The organism is Butyrivibrio hungatei, assembly GCF_900101605.1.
GTDB classification, from domain to species: domain Bacteria; phylum Bacillota; class Clostridia; order Lachnospirales; family Lachnospiraceae; genus Butyrivibrio; species Butyrivibrio hungatei_B.
In genome coordinates this window covers 61198-81131 of record NZ_FMUR01000012.1, presented here as the reverse complement: position 1 = coordinate 81131, position 19934 = coordinate 61198, and the positions used below count along the sequence as shown (strand labels likewise).

The 19934-nt window shown below is 39.4% G+C and carries 18 protein-coding genes; all 18 read right to left on the bottom strand.

Translation table 11 applies throughout. The features are described from left to right. The 18 genes from BLP87_RS10555 to BLP87_RS10470 all read right to left on the bottom strand — a co-directional run bounded on the left by BLP87_RS10555 (position 1) and on the right by BLP87_RS10470 (position 19831). Positions 1 to 2238 (bottom strand): ABC transporter substrate-binding protein, encoded by a 2238-nt coding sequence (locus BLP87_RS10555; protein WP_074462678.1) that lies wholly within the window; start codon positions 2236 to 2238, stop codon positions 1 to 3. A gap of 183 nt (positions 2239 to 2421) precedes the next feature. Further along, entirely contained in the window at positions 2422 to 3552 is a 1131-nt protein-coding gene (locus BLP87_RS10550; RefSeq protein WP_143002131.1) for a DUF3048 domain-containing protein, read from the bottom strand. Beyond that, a complete protein-coding gene (locus BLP87_RS10545; protein WP_074462677.1) occupies positions 3539 to 4948 on the bottom strand; it encodes a permease prefix domain 1-containing protein in 1410 nt (469 codons plus the stop codon). Before BLP87_RS10545 ends, BLP87_RS10550 begins: the two co-directional genes overlap by 14 nt. A 2-nt stretch (positions 4949 to 4950) precedes the next feature. Then, positions 4951 to 5280 carry a PadR family transcriptional regulator gene (locus BLP87_RS10540; RefSeq protein ID WP_074462676.1) on the bottom strand — a complete coding sequence of 110 codons (330 nt, stop codon included), beginning with the start codon at positions 5278 to 5280 and terminating at the stop codon, positions 4951 to 4953. A 55-nt stretch (positions 5281 to 5335) separates the two neighbouring features. Beyond that, entirely contained in the window at positions 5336 to 6739 is a 1404-nt protein-coding gene (locus BLP87_RS10535; RefSeq protein ID WP_074462675.1) for a permease prefix domain 1-containing protein, read from the bottom strand. Between the two features lie 255 nt (positions 6740 to 6994). Next, on the bottom strand, positions 6995 to 8380 hold the full coding sequence (locus BLP87_RS10530; RefSeq protein ID WP_026667364.1) for a permease prefix domain 1-containing protein: 1386 nt from the start codon (positions 8378 to 8380) through the stop codon (positions 6995 to 6997). A 47-nt stretch (positions 8381 to 8427) separates the two neighbouring features. Next, positions 8428 to 8757 (bottom strand): PadR family transcriptional regulator, encoded by a 330-nt coding sequence (locus BLP87_RS10525; protein WP_074462674.1) that lies wholly within the window; start codon positions 8755 to 8757, stop codon positions 8428 to 8430. Between the two features lie 5 nt (positions 8758 to 8762). Further along, a complete protein-coding gene (locus tag BLP87_RS10520; protein WP_074462673.1) occupies positions 8763 to 10103 on the bottom strand; it encodes a permease prefix domain 1-containing protein in 1341 nt (446 codons plus the stop codon). 51 nt (positions 10104 to 10154) lie between these two features. Beyond that, a complete protein-coding gene (locus BLP87_RS10515; RefSeq protein WP_074462672.1) occupies positions 10155 to 11603 on the bottom strand; it encodes a permease prefix domain 1-containing protein in 1449 nt (482 codons plus the stop codon). A gap of 26 nt (positions 11604 to 11629) precedes the next feature. Further along, complete coding sequence (locus tag BLP87_RS10510; protein WP_074462671.1) at positions 11630 to 11893, bottom strand: PadR family transcriptional regulator; 264 nt, start codon at positions 11891 to 11893, stop codon at positions 11630 to 11632. 51 nt (positions 11894 to 11944) lie between these two features. After that, positions 11945 to 13396 (bottom strand): permease prefix domain 1-containing protein, encoded by a 1452-nt coding sequence (locus BLP87_RS10505; protein WP_074462670.1) that lies wholly within the window; start codon positions 13394 to 13396, stop codon positions 11945 to 11947. A 54-nt stretch (positions 13397 to 13450) separates the two neighbouring features. Further along, the gene (locus BLP87_RS10500) at positions 13451 to 13765 is read right to left on the bottom strand and encodes a hypothetical protein (RefSeq protein WP_074462669.1); all 315 of its coding nucleotides are present in this window, start codon (positions 13763 to 13765) and stop codon (positions 13451 to 13453) included. A gap of 99 nt (positions 13766 to 13864) precedes the next feature. Further along, positions 13865 to 14194: a PadR family transcriptional regulator gene (locus BLP87_RS10495; protein ID WP_074462668.1), complete on the bottom strand. Its 330-nt coding sequence runs from the start codon at positions 14192 to 14194 to the stop codon at positions 13865 to 13867. A gap of 160 nt (positions 14195 to 14354) precedes the next feature. Further along, a complete protein-coding gene (locus BLP87_RS10490) occupies positions 14355 to 15365 on the bottom strand; it encodes a beta/alpha barrel domain-containing protein (RefSeq protein WP_074462667.1) in 1011 nt (336 codons plus the stop codon). Between the two features lie 31 nt (positions 15366 to 15396). Next, positions 15397 to 16854 (bottom strand): MBOAT family O-acyltransferase, encoded by a 1458-nt coding sequence (locus BLP87_RS10485; protein WP_074462666.1) that lies wholly within the window; start codon positions 16852 to 16854, stop codon positions 15397 to 15399. Between the two features lie 204 nt (positions 16855 to 17058). Continuing rightward, on the bottom strand, positions 17059 to 18711 hold the full coding sequence (locus tag BLP87_RS10480) for a ribonuclease J (RefSeq protein WP_074462665.1): 1653 nt from the start codon (positions 18709 to 18711) through the stop codon (positions 17059 to 17061). 34 nt (positions 18712 to 18745) lie between these two features. Further along, positions 18746 to 19333: a hypothetical protein gene (locus BLP87_RS10475; RefSeq protein WP_074462664.1), complete on the bottom strand. Its 588-nt coding sequence runs from the start codon at positions 19331 to 19333 to the stop codon at positions 18746 to 18748. Positions 19334 to 19528: 195 nt separating this feature from the next. Further along, positions 19529 to 19831 (bottom strand): hypothetical protein, encoded by a 303-nt coding sequence (locus BLP87_RS10470; protein WP_074462663.1) that lies wholly within the window; start codon positions 19829 to 19831, stop codon positions 19529 to 19531. Positions 19832 to 19934: the final 103 nt, after the last annotated feature.

Here is a 19934-nt window from a genome sequence, read left to right as displayed (position 1 = left end):
TCAGCTGTTTTCGGCGATATAGTTGCTGACTCTGTTCTGAATGACCTCGGCAACCTGCTCAGCTGTTTTTTGTCCGGCAAAAAATGATGATGCTTCTTCCAGGACTATACTTGAAACCTGCATATCAATTCCTGCATTTGTGTTTATGGAAACGGCATAGTCATAGAACTTCTTGATATCTTCTTCTGTCAGCGGATTTATCTTTTTCCACTCTCCGCTTACAGGATCGTACAATTTCGCCCTCTTGTTACTATCGCTTGCCTCAACGGCAGCTTCGTGAAGCTCTTCTTCAAACTTAGATTTCACCGAAGAAAAACCATTATCTGATTTCTTATCCGAAGTCATAAGCTCTCTGATAAGATCATAGATAACATCAACGTTTTCCGTCTTACTGTTTACGGCGAATGTTGTCGTATTAAGCGCAGCCAGATTTTTTCCGAGGTTATTTGGAAATCCTACAAGCTCAACATCACCGGCAAGCTGCTTTGTCTCGGCATATTCCCAAATATCCCAATAATTCGCAGCATAGAATATACTTTTTCCCGCTGCAAAATCGTCAAGGATATCATCTCCGATAACATAATCGACAGGTTCTTCATCGGGGAACTTATTGGCAAAATTCAGGAATTCCGTAAACTCAGGAGTATTGAAATTACACTTTTTACTCTTAAGGTCAAAAAACTCATCTCCATACATCATCCAGAAATATTCGCAGATCTGATCTCTGGTGTAATATGAACCAAACGCCGTTTTATAATCCATACCTTTACCGGTTATCAGTTCATCACAGTCCTTGTAGCTCAAAGTCTGCTTTCCGCTTGCATTTTCGGATTTGGTTGCAAATGTAGAAATGTCGAACGTAGGCATAAATGTATAAATCTTATCGTTATACTTCATCATCTCTTTTATATTCGGAAGAATCTCTATATCTCCAAGCGGTCCTCCGTTCTCAAAAGCAGCCGAAAGATCGAGAAGAGTCCCCTTATCGGCATATTTCCTTACAGATGATTCAGCGCCCGAAAAGCATATAATATCCGCAGCTTTGCCCGATGTGATATCAAGATTAAACTGCTTTTGCAACTGTTCAAAATCATCATAGAACTCGCTGTAATCCAGTATCTTGATCGCATACTTATCACTGGACCTGTTAAAATCCATAATCTGTTTGACAATATCCCTGTCAACATACATACCCGATAAGGTGATGACTGTTTTATCACCGACATCTTCCGGATTTACCTTTGTAAGCTTCACAAGAGAGTTGACCTGTTCATCACCTACGGAAGTATCCGCGATTATTTCTTTTTCATTTAATGCAACAAATCCGGCCTGCGCATTCATTTCATCAAAACTTATGGATGCATCCCTGAAATCAAGCAGTTTCACAAGTTTATCCGCTTCAATGTCACATTTGTAGATACCATAGTCATCTTCTGCATACAGATTACCTGCTTCATCCTCAAAAAAGCTATAAAAGCCGTGCTTCTGAAAACCACTGAGCTTTTTATCCACCTTATTATTATCTGCATCGGCTACCACAAATCGCCCTTCGTAACTGCTGTCATCAAAATAATTTATAAACAGCTTATTGTCCGCAAGTTCATCAATACTCAGGATTCCGCCCATGCCATTCATGTTTTTTCTATCCACAAGGACTTTCAGGCCGTTCTTCTCATCAAAGGTCTGGACACCGTCCATAGTTCCGCACAGAAGCCCGTATTTATCCGACCATGCAAAACACCTGATAAAGAACGGATCCTCGTCAAACTCTTTTGAAAAATCATATTTGTAAGCTATATTTCCCGTCGGCTCGATCTTTTCAAGAAATGAACCGTATGAACCATCGGCTTCTTTGCATTCTTTATAAATGACGTAAGCATTTCCGTCTTTATCGAAGGTACCGGTGACTATGTAATCGTCCTTCCCGCCTCCGATCTCGGCAGAATTTACATCCGATCCGTCCGGGTTAAAAGACATATATTTAAACGGTCCTGCCTGAGTCTTACTTACAGCAAGTATCTTATCGCCGTTTCTGCCAAGTACATCCACGCTGTCGCCGGCTTCAAGAATATCCTTAAATTCCTCCTGTTTAAAAATGCAGTTCTTATCAATCTTTTTGATATTCGCAAAATCCTCATCCGTAAGTTTCTTTCCGCCACAGCCTGTAAAGGTCGTGACGCAAAGAGTACATGTCAGGATCACACTTATTGCTCTTCCAATAATATTTCTTTTACTCATCTCTTCTCTCCATTCTGTATACGCAACATTTTCGTTCCGCACAGCATTTGTATTACTGTATTAATTATCTAGTACAATAATACAATACCTCAAGAGAGATTCTTTTGTCAATATGTGTACAGAAAAAGGAACCTCACTTTTTAAGTGAAAGTTCCTCTCTGCATTTGCAATAAATCTATAATTTTATTTCATTGTGAGCGAATCCCACGTATCTGACGGAACAAGTGTGATATATGTCTTACCTGTGTTGATCTGAATCTCCTCACCCTTGTCATCATAAAATCTGGTCAGATGAGTTGCATCATCTTTTACCCATGTGATACTCTTGGCAACGCCGTTTGTGACATACCATCCGGGTTGACCTGCTGCGATACAGTTATAAATAAGATAACCATTCTCATCAAGCTGGTTGAAATCACACTTCTGTATAAATACATTCTTAAAGCTAAGAGGCTCTCCGTCCTCCGCATCCTCATGGCGCGCCCCGTACTCGTAATACTCATATTCCTTAGTTTCGGCATTATACTTAAGTGTAGAAGTATTGTGCCAGAAAGGAAGTCCGATCTCCGTTACGGGATATGTCTTGTCATAAACCTTTGTAAGGTCAACTTCTTTGCCGTAAGGAGCAAAGTTGAAATGACTTCCCTCGTTTCTGTACTCGGTATAAGTTGTTGAATATGCGGGATCCTTCTTCATACTTGAGAAGTTACTCTCCATATCACCCGAACAGACATACTCTGTAAACTCCTTTGGCTTTCCGTTCTTTACTCTGGAGAAAGTTCCCGAAAAATGCTGTGCCCAGGGATTCTTAAAATATGCCGTGATATGAGCCGCGGGGCCTCCGTCATGGCAGAGCACCGCATCCCACTCAGCAGCAAGAAGAATATTGGTGGGACGTGTACTTCTGATACTTCCAAGCTGTTCTATCTTGCCCCAATCCTTTACAATACACATAAGTCTTGTAATTCGGTCATTCTTAGTACTGTTCATTATTTCATAAACAACATCCGCTTCTGCTGTTCCAAAGTGCGGAAGCGCGGTCTTTTCGTTATCAACCATTACAGCGATAGGACGCTGATCTTTAATATCTTCGCTTATTGGCTCACCTGTGATCTCGCTAAGGTACATTCCTTCCGGAATCTCGAAATTCTTCACTCCATCCGATGAAGCTTCCGCAGCAGTATCACCGATAACTACATCTTCGACAGAAATTGAAAGAGAAGAATCATCCGCTTCCTTTTTGCCACAGGCAACATCTGAAAGCACCATTAGCATGCACATTGCAAGCGCAACGATCTTTTTACTTTTTGTCATAGATAATTTCTCCCATTTTTTGTTTTATTAAAGCCTTTTTTTCTTCCTTCACCTCCTTACGTAGTCTGATGTCAAGCTCATAATTCAAAAGTTTCAGTTGAACTCCCGATTGAGCTTTAATGTCTACATGCTGTGAATAAGCATTCTTGTATTTATATATACTGAGAATTATCCCCAGGAAGACATACGATACTATAACATTGCTGTCTGATATAAAAGGAAAAAAAGTATCGCCTACATATGTCGTAGAAAATAATCCAAATCCCAAAAGTAAATTTGCAACAGCATTTGCCGTAAGCCAAATGAGACAACCGCTTCCCATTGCGATTCCCACTTGATTCTTTATCTTAGATAAAGCGATAAATCCAAAAACAATCAATCCGACAACGCTTAAAATAACTGTTAATCCTATAAGCCATCCCCAATCTGAACATATATACAGAAGGACATGCTCTCCTGTCTTTACACCAAAATAACTGCTTGCGGCCATAGTCACATTTTCGCCAAGATTAAGATATACTACCCCGCATCCAAGCGGCTTAAGTCTATCCATAACATGTCTTACATTTATTAATTTACTGCTGGGAAAACAATTCCTTAGTTCAATCATCAAATTTCCGGGAAAAATCGCAAACGCAGCCCACAAATATGCAATCACCTTCTTTTGTGGAATTTCAAACCAGCCCTTCTTTATTGCTATTGTAAGCTGAGCCAGCAAACTTAATGCGATCATCATAACATGCAAGGCCGCATGCCCCTCCAGTCGCGAACTCATATACATGCACGGAATAACAATCCAAAGAACCGCCTTGATCAGCCCTTTATACGCCTGCCCTCTATACCTATAGATTATTCCGGAATATAGAGGAATAAATAAGACAAACAACGTTGTAAAAACAACCCTCGTAATGGAATATGGCTGCCAGAAAAAGTTTCCTTCCGGTCCATGTGAGTAAATAGCCTGATTAAGTACCATTCCCACTATCAATACAGCCGCCAGCAACTTAGAATATTTTAATATAGTCGTATAATCCACAAGAAATACAAGCAACATCAAGGAAATACCAAAAAAAGCATTAATAGCAATTACGAAGTCATCATACTCAGAATATGCTACCGTCATCCTGATCATCGCTCCGACAGCTCCAATGGTCATTGCCGCGATTATCAAGCCCCATGCAATTTGCGGCCTGTGAACCCTGTCAAGCGACATTCCGACTTCCATGGGATCCCCCATGTCCTCGACAGCTTTTTTCTCCGCGGTCACACGGTCCATTCCGTCCGAAACATTCGCTTCTATCTGCTCTTCTATATGCGCCCTGATCTCATCACCTATAGCCTTGTGCGCCTTCTCAAAACGCACCTGCTCCAGTAACATTTTGATATATTCTTCCATACTCATACCCCGTAGGCCAGAACGTTTGCTATCGCGCCGGAATAAACCTCCCACTCCTGTGTCTTTTCCTTTAATAGCTTTCTGCCCTCTTTCGTTATGCTGTAATATTTTCTTGTCTTGCCGAGATACTCCTGCTCGTAAACCTTGAGAACACCTTTCTCCTCCAGTCCGTGAAGAAGCGGATAAAGCGTTCCCGCCTTAAATTCAAAGACATTCTGTGATCTCTTTCTTAATGTGTCGATCATTTCATACCCATACATGTCTTTTTCCGAAAGTAACTTCAGAACCAACATTGTACTGCTGCCTGTTAAAAGAGATTTATCTACTGCCATTTTATCCTCCTTGAAGCGCGACAACGGCGCTAACTTATCTATACTAAACCTTTCCCTAATTATCTTTTAAGGATTGCAATCTTTTTTCCTTATTGCTCCGAGCCTTAATATCAACATGCTGCGGATAGGCGTCCTTATATTTGTACACGCTTATCAGTATCCCCAAGAATACATACGAGATCACAATATTGTTATTAGATATGAATGGGAAAAAAGATGCATAAAACTCCGGAACAATTCCGAATCCCACAACGATATTGGCAATAGCATTTACCGCGATCCACATCATGCAACCGCATCCCATAATCTGTCCGAGCTGGTTCTTTGACTTTGCCATACTGACAAATCCAAAAACAATCAGCGCTGCAACTATCATAACAACCGCAAGTCCTATAACCAGCCCCCAGGTCGCCGAGATATAAGTCAAAACATAACTCCCCGCAGGAGAATTTACACATCCCCTTGACTGCATTGATGCTGCGCCGCCCCAAGTATATATTTTCCCTTCTCCGAATATCTTCATTGAATCCATGATTGTTTTTATTTCATTACTGCCACTTCTTATGAATCCTCCAACCTCAGTCCGGATAAAGTAGACCAGATAAAATACATAAGCCAGCCATATAGATATGATTGAAGGAATCTTTCGCACTTTTATCCAGCCTTTTCCTATCGCATACGTAAGCTGAATAAGCATGCTGCCTACAACTATAAAGGCACGCATATTATAATATCTTGTTGATACAAACGGTATGAGCCTTGGCACAAAAACCCAAAGAAGAGCCTTTATAAGCCCCCCATACGATTGTCCTCTGTATTTGTAGAGAATTCCCGCATATAGAGGAATCAGCAAAAACATCAATGCAAAAGAAACGCTGACACAACCATTTAAAACCCCCATCAGTGATTCCAGTTGGTCATAATTTAACGCTTCTCCGTTTAATTCACTCTTATCCGCTACCAATCTATAAAACTTATAACTTCCGTAGTACGCAATCAGATATCCCGCCACCAATACAGTTGCGATCACTTTGGAATACTTGGCAACAGTTGTGTAATCCACAAGATACATGAAAAACATTGCGCCAATCCCCAAAACAGTAAAAAGGATATAATATCTGTCATCGGCTGCAAAAGGCGGCTCACTTATAGAATCGATCACTAGTTTGTCCTTCGCAATATAGGTATGGATTATTATTCCTATAACGCCGACAAGCACCGCCGCGATTATAACGCCCCACGCTATCTGCGGCCTGTGAACCCTGTCAAGTTCAATACCTGTAGCAACCGGATCTCCCATATCTTCTACAGCTTTTTTCTCCGCAGTATCTTCATCCATTCCGTCTGAAATATTTGCTTCTATCTGATCTTCAATATGAGCCTTAAGCTCATCGTGTATCCCCTGATGAGCCTCACGGAACCTCACTTGTTCCAATAGCTTTTTTATATATTCTTCCATTGTTACAACCTCTGTACCCCTGTAAATCCAACAATACTTATATCATACACCGTATGCCAATACACTTACGATAGCGCCCGAATACTCGTTCCACTCATCGGTCTTAGCCTTTAAGAGCTTTCGTCCCTCTTTTGTTATGCTGTAATATTCTGTCCTGTATTTCCTGATTCGATTTTTTTTGACTTACTGCAAAATTTTATATCTATGCGCTGTAGGTAAGCGTTTTTATATATGCCAAGCACCACAAACATCCTTTTACAGATTCAAATCTTTTAATAAATTTCTTATCCCAAAACGCTCAATTTCCACATCTTGTGAATATGCATCCTTATACTTATATATGCTGAGCAGTATTCCGAGCGCCGCATATGCATAAATAAGAGAATCAGAATTATCAGTTGATACAAACGGCAAAAAAGCACCAACGAAAAACCATTCCGGAAAAACTCCAAATGCAGTGAACACATTAACAATAGTATTTACTGCAAGCCACATCATACACCCCATACCCATAACATGTCCCAACTGATTTTTTGACTTAAATAAATTCATAAATCCCAATACGATTATTCCAACTACAATGGCAATAATCACTATTCCCCAAAACGCTCCGTAAGTCGATGAAATATATGTCAAAAAATATGTTCCAAATGGCCGATCTATAAAGCAACTTGAAGGTTTTTGAAAACCATCGTGTCCGTAATATATTCCTGAGCCAAACAAATATATTGAATCAACAACTTTTTTTAATATCTCCTCTTGCACACTATCTCCATAGCATTTAAACATACGTCCGTAAGACAATGATGTGATTATTATAAATCCCCCATATAGGTGTACCAGTACCTTCTTTTGTAACTTTATCCATCCTTTCATTATTGCAACTGTAAGCTCTGCAAGCATACATATCGCGATTATTGTAGCATCACCCCTTATCAGGTAATCTCCAAAATATATGTAAAAAACAGGAATAAAAATCCACAAAAGCGCCTTCGAAAAAGTCTTTTTTCGTTCCTTATACTCATAAAGAATTCCGGCGTAGAGAGGCACCAATATGAGCATCTTGTCAGAAAGCCTCCATGCAATCTCATTTAAAATACCAATTCCAAATGGCGTTTGCTTAAACGTCAATACTCCTGTATTGATCAATAAAGCATCCGGCAACGATGTAATCAAATAACCTGATGCCCATACAATCCCTATAATTCGGGAATACTTTGCAATAACCGTAAAATCCAAAAAATAAAAAAGGAGCATCAAACATATCCCCATAATGGTATATGAAAAAAAGTTATTAACAATATAATTTCTATCTGGGTTATAATACTGCCCATCTTTTATCAAAACCTGATCATTCCGCAAAAGAAACTGGAATATTGCGCCAACAATCGCAACAGCTAATACTGCTACGATTACCCCCCACGCCATCTGAGGTCTGTGAACCTTATCAAGTGCAATTCCCGTCTCAACGGGATCACCCATATCTTCGACAGCTCTTTTCTCAGCTGTCTCTTTATCCATTCCCTCGGAAATATTTGCTTCCGCCTGGTCTTCTATATGTGCTCTGATTTCATCCCCGATAGCTTTATGCGCTTTTTCAAAACGCACCTGCTCAAGTAATTTTTTAATGTACTCTTCCATTTTGTAAAACCTATCTGTCATTTTTATTTAATGTATTGCTTAGTCTGTCATACACCGTATGCCAATACGCTTACGATAGCGCCCGAATACTCGTTCCACTCATCGGTCTTAGCCTTTAAGAGCTTTCGTCCCTCTTTTGTTATGCTGTAATATTTTCTGGTCTTACCGAGGTATTCCTGCTCGTATGATTTGAGCATTCCTTTTTCCTCAAGGCCATGTAAAAGAGGATAAAGAGTCCCTGCCTTGAATTCGAAGACATTCTGCGACTTCTTCCTCAAGGTATCGATCATCTCATACCCATACATGTCTTTTTCCGAAAGTAATTTTAGAACCAGCATTGTACTGCTGCCGGTTAAAAGAGATTTATCTACTGTCATAATTCTCATCCCCCAAAATCTTTTGATCTTACGTGAAGACTTATGTCTACGTGCTCTGCATATGCATTCTTGTATTTGTATATGCTAAGTATTATACCAAACATTGCATAGGACGCCAGTAATCCATCATAGGCAAGTCCGCCTGAAATAAACGGTAAAAAAGATACACTATCACCGCCGTCATACATTCCAAATCCGCATGCTATATTAAAAATGACTTTTCCGATAAGCCAGATAATGCAGCCACCCCCCATAACAAGCCCCAATTGATTCTTAGTTTTTGTAATAACTATCAGTCCGTAAATGATCAGCCCGAGTACAACGGCTGCAATCGCTATTGCGACTCCTATTCCCATTGTTGTCGATATATATGTCAAAATACTTGTATCTTCAGCCAGTTCAATGTTATCCCCTGATATCATTCCTCTTCCGAATAGCCTTGAAGACCTGATGATTAACAATATTTCATTTTCCCTCCAAAAACATTCATACCTGCATAAAGTTTTGACAATGCCTACAACTCGCAGTATCAGCAATGACCAGATAAAAATAATGGTCGGCGTCTTACGTACCTTTATCCACTCTTTTTTTATAGCAATTGTTAACTGAGAAAGCATAGCTATCATTACTACTATCATTTCCTCAAAAGTATATCTTCCATCCTGGATTGATAACAGATCGGCACTTATGAGCACCCAAAATATTGCCTTTATAAGTCCGCCGTACTTCTGCCCTCTATATTTGTAAAGTATACCTGCATAAATCGGAACCATCAAAAACATAAGCAAAGTTGCCCGACTATGTAATCCATCCAAGAACATCCAGATTTCATAATCTAATGAATCCGGATTATCCATAACTATCCAACAAATCGATATAAAATAAAACGCCAGCAAAATTAATCCGGCCACCTTAGAATACTTGGCGATTGTTGTAAAATCTATAAGATAAAATAGCATCATTACAGCCACTCCAAGTATAGAATAGAAAACAAACATGGTACCCTCTTGAACAATACAATTCGGAGTTATCTGTATAGCTAAGCCCCAACTTAACTGCTTTGTCATAAAAATATGAAGTACCACAGCCAAGAATGTCACAGCCAAAGTTGCAACAACAAACTCCCACGCCAGTTGCGGTCTGTGAACCTTATCAAGCGCAATTCCCGTCTCAACGGGATCACCCATATCTTCGACAGCTTTTTTCTCCGCTGTAGCTTTATCCATTCCCTCGGAAATATTTGCTTCCGCCTGATCTTCTATATGTGCTCTTATTTCATCCCCGATAGCCTTATGCGCTTTCTCAAATCGGATCTGCTCAAGTAATATTTTGATGTATTCTTCCATACAATCCTCCTTAGTACAAACACTTGCTGTCGTGACAAAATATAATTCACACTACTTTAGTTTTTTTAATCTCAGTTTCTTAAGATCAATGCGAAGATTTATATCTATATGCTGTGAATAAGCATTCTTATACTTATAAATACTGAGCAATATTCCAAGTAATGCATATGACTCAACCAACTTATCATTTGAAACAAACGGCAAAAATGCCCCTCCGCCTTGATCATCGATAATTCCTGTTCCAACAAGAATATTAACAACGGTATTTGAAATAAGCCACATCATACAGCCGATTCCGATTACCATTCCCAGTTGATTCTTAGTCTTTAAAACTGTAACAAGTCCATACACAATAAGTCCGACTACAGTAGCTATAACCACTATTCCAACAATCAGTCCGCCTGTCGTCAGAATATATGTAAGGATCATACGGGTTCCGGGATCTGAAATACTATACTGGGCAGGCGAATATGATTTTCCTCCCAAACTGCTTAACAATGCATTTCCAAACAGCTTTACCTGCTTCATATATGCCCTGACTATATCTATATTTGCATTAATGGTTGGTCGTTCATACAGATTTCCATCCTCGCCGCCCCATCTAAGAACAGTTCCGCTTGCGCGCTCATATTCTTTTTTAGCAACAAATCCCAAAAACACCGAGAAGGTAGTCCATAACGTTATAAGTACAGGTATCTTTGATACTTTCAGCCATTCTTTTTTTATTGCAAACGTGAGCTGAACAAGCATGCTGAGCACAAATATCAAACATATTACATAGTTATGTCTATAACTAACAATATAACTTGGAATAATTAACCAAAGAACTGATTTTATAAGTCCATCATACTTTTGTCCTTTGTACTTATAGATTATCCCTGCATAGAGCGGAATAAGTAACAGCATAGGCGGATTCATAAAAGATGAGGTTAAATCCAGCACTTTTATCGGTAACGGAAAGTCTGCGTTTTCCCATCCCGTCCTATGCCCCGTCTTATCGAGCCACTCCAGTTGCATGAAGTAAACTTTATCACGCAAAAAAATTCCAAGCATATACACGGCTATCATACATGTTGCTACTACCTTAGAATACTTTGCAACTGTTATATAATCCAAAAGATAAAGCAGCAACATTACTGATATTCCGCTGACAGTAAACATGATAAATGAACCGATATCATTACGATACTTTAAATACTCTAAAGCCGGATCTTTTGCCATAAGGACATGAATCAATGTTCCCACGATTGCAACAAAAAGAGCTACGATTACAACTCCCCATGCCATCTGTGGTCTGTGAACCTTATCAAGTGCAATTCCCGTTTCAACGGGATCTCCCATATCTTCGACAGCTTTTTTCTCCGCTGTTTCTTTGTCCATTCCGTCTAAAACATTCGCTTCTATCTGATTTTCTATATGTGCTCTTATTTCTTCCCCAATAGCCTTGTGCGCTTTCTCAAAACGCACCTGCTCAAGCAGTTTTTTAATATACTCTTCCATCTTAAAAACCTATCTGTAACGCCTTATTACTCTTCCTGTTTTTCCTCTTTGGCGATACTGTAATACTTTCTCATCTTCCCGCGGCAATATTGCTCATATGAGTTAAGAGTCCCGTTGCTCTCAAGCCCATGAAGCAGAGGATAAAGCATTCCGGCCTTCTTTTCAAAAACATTCTGTGCTCTCTTTCTAAGAGTTTTTATCATCTCATATCCGTACATATCTTTTTCCGAAAGTAATTTTAGTACCACTGATTCGTTATTTTCATTTTCATGAGACAGTTCTTCAGCCATTTCTTCCTTATCCTCCTTGTATCGTGCCATTTGTCATTGTGTCTTTATTATTTAGTCTTGTATTTCACGACTCGAGATTTTTGACTTACTGTAAATTGTTATGTCAATGTGCTGCGGATAAGCATCCTTATATTTGTATATACTGAGTATTATTCCAAGAAAGGCATAGGATGCGACTACCTTGTGGTCTGATATGAACGGTAAAAAAGATGTGTGATAAAATGAAGGCAACAATCCGGTACCTACACCTATATTAAAAATCGCATTTATGATCAGCCACATCATACAGCCACTTCCCATTACAACTCCCAACTGATTCTTTGTCTTTGCGGTTGTTACAAATCCAAAAACGATCAAAGCTACTACAGCGGCAATGACAGCAAATGTCAATGCACCTCCAAGAACCGCCGCAATCTTAGTGATAACATAGCTTTCTCGTTCAATATATTGGGAAAAAACTCCTGAACTTACAAGCGAACTTGTTGATGCAGTCAGCTTTCCTCCGAAGTAACTCACTGTGCCGCTGCCAAAAGCCTTTACACCACTCAAGATCTCTTTTGCCTGATTCTTGGAAGTAGTGGGAGCCAAAAACGCTCTTACAACATCCATTTTATGTACGCTTAAAAGCCTGCTGTTATACATGAACCTGATTATTGCTATGGGAATTATTGCAAATAAAGACCATATTGATACGATGGTCCTTGCTTTCGGAACTTTTATCCATTCTTTCTGTATTGCTATGGTAAGCTCCGCCAGCAAACAAATTACGATAACTGTCGCACGAAATTGCTGATATCTTCCGATAGAAACCAGGCCTATAACCACTATCCAGATAAGTGATTTTATAAGTCCCTTGTATTTCTGTCCCCTGTACTTATAAATTATTCCTGCAAAAAGCGGTACAAGTAAAAAGACTCTTGATCCCGATCCGCTAAAGAATCCTGATAAAGATCTATATATGTTTGGAATCACATCACCGTTTGCTTCTAAATTTGCTATTCTTTTATCTATAAAAGTGTCCATTGAGTAAGAAAAAAGTAGTATAACCGCTATTATCTCGGAATATTTCGCAACCGTTGTATAATCTACAAGATACATGATCAGCATTACAGCGATTCCGTAAATGACATAGTGTATGTAATAACCGGTATCATCTGCAAGTATCATTTTCCCCGGTATGTAAATGGCCATTCCATCGTACGTTGATGAGGGTACATTGCTTAAAAAGAACTTAATTACTATTCCCACGATACCAACGAGAATCGCTGCAACAATAACTCCCCACGCAACCTGCGGTCTGTGCACTTTATCAAGTGCAATTCCTGCTTCAACCGGGTCTCCCATATCTTCGACAGCTGTTTTTTCCGCTGTCTCTTTATCCATTCCTTCCGATATATTGTTTTCTATCTGGTCTTCTATATGCGATCTGAGTTCGTCACCTATTGCCTTGTGAGCTTTTTGAAATCTCACTTGCTCAAGTAACATCTTTATATATTCTTCCATACGAGCCCTCCATCGCCGATGCTTTTCTCTCTTTTCTATATACTATATTTTCTATCAGACTGCTTTTTTATCTACAGTTTGCGGATTACTCCCGCAATCCTCTTCTTGTTCTTCTTTTAGTTTTTTCCTCAATTTAGTTTTATCACTGTCTATATATTTATCTCTCGTTTGTTGTACATTCTTTTCTTCTTTTCGTACAGAATCCTCGGTACAAATTCCTTCAATACTTGCAAGTACGTCACTTCTCATATCATAGCGATCGCCTGTTATACAAAATATACACAACCACACAAGCAAAACAGCTACCAAGAACATCTGACATAAACCTATGCTATTGCCAAACACTATTACCGAAATTAATGCTGACATAACGTTTGCTCCTCCTTAATATTCTCAGTACATCTCTTTTTCTATATCTATCCTCTACTTATATCTACATGCTTCGAATAAGCATTCTTGCCGGCAGACTTATACACCATAAGCCAATACGCTTGCAATTGCGCCGGAATATTCCTTCCACTCCTCTGTCTTGCTCTTTAAGAGCTTTCTTCCTTCCTTGGTGATACTGTAATACTTTCTTGTCTTGCCTAGAAATTCCTGCTCATATGATTTGAGCATTCCTTTCTCCTCAAGTCCATGGAGAAGGGGGTAAAGAGTGCCCGCCTTAAATTCAAAGACGTTCTGTGATTTTTTTCTTAAAGTATCTATCATTTCATATCCGTACATATCTTTTTCCGAGAGTAGTTTTAAAACCAGCATTGTACTGCTACCTGTCAAAAGAGACTTATCTACAGCCATATTGACCTCCTTATATATTGAATACTTATATCGCAAATCTATATATATCGTTCATCTACATACTATATCGGGTTCCGATACATGTCAAGGGTAATATTTTTTAAAAAAAAAGAACCTTGCCTCATTTTTTAATGAAACAAGATTCTCTCATTCTATAGCTTCAGTCGCTTACACTCTTTTTTATCTCACGGCTGTTCTCTTCCCATGATTTATACTTCTTATCTCCGCGGTGGTCGGGAAGATCAAATCTTTCTGTGATATCTTTTCCGAGATACCCTGTAAACTTATCTGCCCCATAATAATTTAGGTGCGATTCATCCATAAAGTCTTTTTCAAAATCAAGTCCTATCTCGTCGTAATCATGGTTGTAGTTTGTAAATCCGATATTATTCTCCTGCGCGATCTCTTTTAACCTGTTATATACAAGCTCCTGTTCATCGGTAACCACATACGGCGTCACGATCATGTACATATCGATGCCTTTTTCCCTCGTATAGTCGATTATCTTCCGAAGGTAGAGCGCGGATTTCTCAGTCAGATCTTCGCTGTTTGTCTGCGTTATCGTCGGCCTTGTCTGCGGCGTCACCTTGGTCATTGGCTTAAAGCCCTTAAAGTTCCTAAGATACTTATATTTTCTGAACGGATATGTGAAGTCATCTGCGGTAAGCCCGCTTAACCTCCCATGATAGACTGCAAAGCTTGGGAAAAACTCAGAAAAATGCTCTTTTTCAACGCTTGCCTTAAACATCTCCATCTTATTTAGCGAAAAGCGCATACCAAGTGCATTTGGAAGCATCCATTTATACTGATAATCATCTTTTTGGAATGCAGGCGAATACATGTCAAGCACAAGAACCTTGGGCTTCTGCGACTTGCATAGTTCCTTCAGATAGTAATATGTGATCCAAAGCGGCTGCTCGGCGGCGCTGTAGTCATATGCCGAAATACCATAATCGTCCCAGAGCTTGCCCGTATCTATCGCATAGTGAACGTGACTTGATCCCATCATCACAACATCAACAGTGCCTCGCGGCTGATGATACATGGCTGCAGCCTGCATAACACCGTCGTCATTTTTTATACTCAAAACGCCGTCACAATACCATACGGAAAAGATTGTGACGATCACAAACAAAATCCTAAATCTATTGTCAAAAAACCTTTTTAACATCTAATTCCACCAACATGCTTTTTATCGCATTTTAAAAATTCACATACATAAAACTGCTTGCATTGTACCCCGGTCCATATATTCCAAGCAGCAGGATTGCCATGATCATTCCATACAAAACAGCATATCGTGCAACATCAGGAATCCCCTGCATAGCTCTTCCTATCCTCTTATCTTTTCTTGCTATCAGCAGATCGAGCGCAAGAACAACCACGCCATAGATCGGTAGTATCATATCTCGTCTCGATGCTCCGATATCTGCCGCCTGTGCCGCAAAAGAATCAACCCCGGGTGTCATTGACAACATTCTTCCGACATAGCAGGCACCACTTCCAATATTTGGCGCACCGAAAAAGATCCATGCAAACGAAACAATCAAAAATGTGAAAACCATTCCTGCAACATTCATGATAGATGCCGGTTCTTTACCGGTCGCTCGCTTTCTTTTTGCTTCAGAATAAAGTCCAAATGCCATCACATAGAATCCGTGAAGCAGTCCCCATGCAAGAAAACTTGCATCTGCTCCGTGCCAGATACCACATATGATAAACACGATCGCGGTATTCAAAAATCTTCGTGCATTTCCCTTCCTGCTTCCTCCAAGCGGAATATATATATAGTCCCTAAGCCACCTTGATAGGGATATATGCCACTTTCTCCAGAACTCGCTGATATTCCTTGAAAGGTACGGAGCATGAAAATTCTCGGTAAGTTCTATTCCAAAAAGATTTGATATTCCTATCGCAACCGCACTGTATCCCGCAAAGTCACAATATATCTGGATCGAATACATGACCATTCCAAGAAACAGCCATGCCGCTCCGAATCTTGCGGAATCATTTAATAATCTTGTTGTAAAAAAAGCCAGTCTGTCAGCCACAACCACTTTAAGGAAGTATCCGTAGATTATGGTTGAAAAAGAAATTGAAAAGCGTTTATTTCCAAATAATCTGACTCCCGAAAGCTCTTTTACCCGCACTAAAAAGGTATCGGATCTCTCAATCGGTCCGCTTACGAACTTTGGAAAATAGCACATATAAAGTGCGAAATTTATCGGATTCTTTTCCGCTTTGGCCTTACGTCTGTACACATCCACAATATAGGATATTGCCTGAAAGATATAGTATGAAAAACCGATAGGTAAAAGGATTTTTATAAGAGCATCATCCCGCTCTCCCCATCTTGCGATATTTTTTAGGGCAAAAAGAAGTACCGCACACAGCACAACGCTTGCCACTACCAAAATCTTCAGTGTAACCTCACTCTTATCTTTCTTTTTTTCTATGCGCTCAATGAGCTTATCTTCTGCGATTCCAACACCGTAAACTATCGCCGTTACCGCCAAAATCCATATAAATGAGCCTACATCAAGGTGATAAATAAATACCAGACTTGCCGCAAGTAATATCACTGCCCTTGCTTTTTTTATCAGATAGAACAATATTAATATTATTGTAACAAATAAAAATGTCTCAATAGAAAATGACATTGCCGCTTCCGCCTTCTTATATCAAAAAAATGACAGAACATGAAAATAAGGCATACTAAGCCCCCTCTTCATATTCTGTCACATATATATATTTCTTTTCACGACTCGAAATACTCGATTCCGAATAAAAAACCGACGTAATCCGCTTCATAAAAGCATTGCCTTTCAGCTATATATTGTAACCAATTCCATTTTGTATACAAATTATAGCATGACATTTGTTACAAAAGCAATAACTATTGGTGTTTTTTCGCATTTTTCTTTGATAAAATTTTCTGCTAAAGCGGTAATGCCATTACTGATGCGCTCATCCCTTACTCCCTGCCCAAGAAACCTTGATATTTCCTTCATTGAGAGGTCCTTTAGCTCGTCCGATATCTCACTGAATTTCTCTTCATCAAGAAATCCTCTGCACCTGATGTTAAGATCTGACACGCATCTTCCGGTTTTTTTATCAATACATATCTCGATTATGACTACGCCTGACTCCGACAGTCTCATTCTGTCGCAGATAACCAGGTTGTCAATCTTACTCTTTTCCCTGCCATCAATAAGTATCTCATTTAAAGGAATCTTGCCTACGATCTCGCATTTGTCCTCTTTTAGCTCAATAATATCGCCATTCTTTATGAGAAATACATCATCAGACGATATTCCCACTTCCATGGCTATTCTCTTGGCTTCACGCCTGTATCTGTACTCACCGTGAGCGGGGATAACAAATTTTGGATGAAGCATTGTAAATAACAGCTTTAGCTCTTCGGCGCAAGCATGTCCCGTAGCATGAAGATCCTGAAATTCTATTCTGGCCCCCTGCTCCTCAAGGCTGTTTATAGTATGACTAAATTCAAGCTCACTTCCATGTATCGTGACCGAACTGAAAAGGACCACATCATTTTTCTTTATCCTGATGACGGGATTATTCCCTGCCGCGATCTCAGAGATACATTTTACGGATTCGCCGTGGTTTCCCGTAGTAAGGAATATCAGCTCTTCATCCTTGCATTTATCAAGCATATCGTTTTCCACAAGCATATTATCGGGAATATTGATATATCCCAGCTTTCGGGCCGCCGAAAAGACATCAAGCAGAAGATCTCCTTCAAGCGCTATTTTACGCCCGTATTTAAGAGCGAGATTTATTATCTGCTGAACTCTTTCCATGTTGGTCGCAAAAGTTACGATGATAAGCCTGTTTTTTCGATACATATTAAAAAATCTGTCGAGCTGATCGTTTACATATCGCTCCGATCTAGAAAAGCCGCTCTGCATGGCATTTGTGCTATCAGATAAAACTGCCAGAACGCCCTTGGTTCCTATCGCCGTTAATCTGGCAAGGTCTGCCGTTTTGCTCATTACAGGGGACATGTCAAATTTAAAATCGCCTGTGTTAAAGATTATTCCTTGAGATGTATAGATTGCCAGCATAGCCGAATCCGGTATGCTGTGATTTCCTCTGATGAATTCGATCTTGAAATCACCTACAACTATTGTACTTCCAAACTTTATCGCTTTCGTCTTTACTTTTTTTATCCCAAAGTCCCGAAATTTCTTTTCCACCATGGCAATCGTAAGCGGAGTGCCATAAACAGGCACATTGATTCCATCAAAAACATACGGAAGCGCGCCTATATGATCCTCATGCCCGTGCGTAAGAATTATTCCTTTAAACTTATCGCTATTCTCACTAAGATAGCTCACATCGGGTATTATCGCCGCAACACCGGGCAGATTATCGGGCGGAAAAGACATACCGCAGTCGATGGCGATTATGCTGTCCGAAGACTCTATCAGAGTTATATTCATACCAATCTTGTCAAATCCGCCAAGCGGAATTATCTTAATACTGTCTTCCATGCATAGTCCTCTGTTTCACATCTCATTTAAAATATCATTCTTTGTTAAGTCCATCCCAGTCATAATTTTCGTTATGGATTTCATGTTCGAAATTCTCGTAACAGGAAATTGCAGTAGCTACATCAGCAAAATAGATAAAGCTCGCCAACGAATATTTGATGCGCTCTTTATCGGTAATAAGTCCTGTCTTGGCAAGAACACTATATACACCCACAGAGCAAATCCCGGTAACAATGATACTTATAAAATCAAAAAATGCCAAAGCCAGCGAGATTCCTATAGTAAAAATCGTTAGAACTCCGATCACACCTGCAATAAAAATAATGACAAATGCCGGTATCTGCGCCACTCTGACAATCATCTGTATTCTTGCAAGTGAAATTGCCTCTTCTCTTCCATATTTACGAGTTGATGTTAAACAGCGCATTGTGGCACCAATCGTCACAATAGCCATGATCATTTCAAACAACAAGCAGACGCTCAGCGGGAAAAAAATATTACCTCCGAAAACATTTTCCCAAAGCCATGCTATCGGCGGTATTTTATGAAAAAACAACGCCAGAAGCATAAAAAGTATCATATATATAAAAATTCCATCTAAAACTATAATCTTCTTTTTCATCGCCCTACTCAAAATATGTATGTATGTTTATATCAAGCAGGTTTTATTATACAGTATTGTTTACATCATTTGTAGAGCGACCGGGATTCAATATAATCTCTCCCTCATAAACATCTTCTACTTCGTTATCTTCCGTCGATACCGTAATTCGGCTATCATATGTTTTCCATTCAAACTGAGACCAGTCAACGCCTTCTACGCTTCTTTGATGAATTTGAGGTTTATGATCACCATTTCCGGATCCGCAAAGTGAATTATAAATGTGTTTTCTTTATCTCCCTTTGATATTCCCAATATATCTTCACCTGAAGTTGCAGTAATTTGATTATCTTGCTGTGCTGCATAAGCTTCATCTGATATTTCAATAGTATCCCCATCTATATCTAATTTATCCTTATTGGTATGAGGAGTACCTCCTCTGTTTTCATTTGAATAATACTCTGCTTTACCAACTTTTTCCCTAAAAATACCATTTACATTCATTAAAAACATATCCATTCCAATACCCCCGTTGATGATTGTAAAGTTTATTCATGTTTTTGTTCCAATATCCTGTATTCTTGTTGTATTTATTTTTTTATATAAAATGTATCGGCATTTT

Bases quoted from the DNA above. Each gene is read 5' to 3' on its own strand.
- BLP87_RS10555 (WP_074462678.1), bottom strand. From the start codon at position 2,238: ATGAGTAAAAGAAATATTATTGGAAGAGCAATAAGTGTGATCCTGACA.
- BLP87_RS10550 (WP_143002131.1), bottom strand. From the start codon at position 3,552: ATGACAAAAAGTAAAAAGATCGTTGCGCTTGCAATGTGCATGCTAATG.
- BLP87_RS10545 (WP_074462677.1), bottom strand. From the start codon at position 4,948: ATGGAAGAATATATCAAAATGTTACTGGAGCAGGTGCGTTTTGAGAAG.
- BLP87_RS10540 (WP_074462676.1), bottom strand. From the start codon at position 5,280: ATGGCAGTAGATAAATCTCTTTTAACAGGCAGCAGTACAATGTTGGTT.
- BLP87_RS10535 (WP_074462675.1), bottom strand. From the start codon at position 6,739: ATGGAAGAATATATAAAAAAGCTATTGGAACAAGTGAGGTTCCGTGAG.
- BLP87_RS10530 (WP_026667364.1), bottom strand. From the start codon at position 8,380: ATGGAAGAGTACATTAAAAAATTACTTGAGCAGGTGCGTTTTGAAAAA.
- BLP87_RS10525 (WP_074462674.1), bottom strand. From the start codon at position 8,757: ATGACAGTAGATAAATCTCTTTTAACCGGCAGCAGTACAATGCTGGTT.
- BLP87_RS10520 (WP_074462673.1), bottom strand. From the start codon at position 10,103: ATGGAAGAATACATCAAAATATTACTTGAGCAGATCCGATTTGAGAAA.
- BLP87_RS10515 (WP_074462672.1), bottom strand. From the start codon at position 11,603: ATGGAAGAGTATATTAAAAAACTGCTTGAGCAGGTGCGTTTTGAGAAA.
- BLP87_RS10510 (WP_074462671.1), bottom strand. From the start codon at position 11,893: ATGGCTGAAGAACTGTCTCATGAAAATGAAAATAACGAATCAGTGGTA.
- BLP87_RS10505 (WP_074462670.1), bottom strand. From the start codon at position 13,396: ATGGAAGAATATATAAAGATGTTACTTGAGCAAGTGAGATTTCAAAAA.
- BLP87_RS10500 (WP_074462669.1), bottom strand. From the start codon at position 13,765: ATGTCAGCATTAATTTCGGTAATAGTGTTTGGCAATAGCATAGGTTTA.
- BLP87_RS10495 (WP_074462668.1), bottom strand. From the start codon at position 14,194: ATGGCTGTAGATAAGTCTCTTTTGACAGGTAGCAGTACAATGCTGGTT.
- BLP87_RS10490 (WP_074462667.1), bottom strand. From the start codon at position 15,365: ATGTTAAAAAGGTTTTTTGACAATAGATTTAGGATTTTGTTTGTGATC.
- BLP87_RS10485 (WP_074462666.1), bottom strand. From the start codon at position 16,854: ATGTCATTTTCTATTGAGACATTTTTATTTGTTACAATAATATTAATA.
- BLP87_RS10480 (WP_074462665.1), bottom strand. From the start codon at position 18,711: ATGGAAGACAGTATTAAGATAATTCCGCTTGGCGGATTTGACAAGATT.
- BLP87_RS10475 (WP_074462664.1), bottom strand. From the start codon at position 19,333: ATGAAAAAGAAGATTATAGTTTTAGATGGAATTTTTATATATATGATA.
- BLP87_RS10470 (WP_074462663.1), bottom strand. From the start codon at position 19,831: ATGGATATGTTTTTAATGAATGTAAATGGTATTTTTAGGGAAAAAGTT.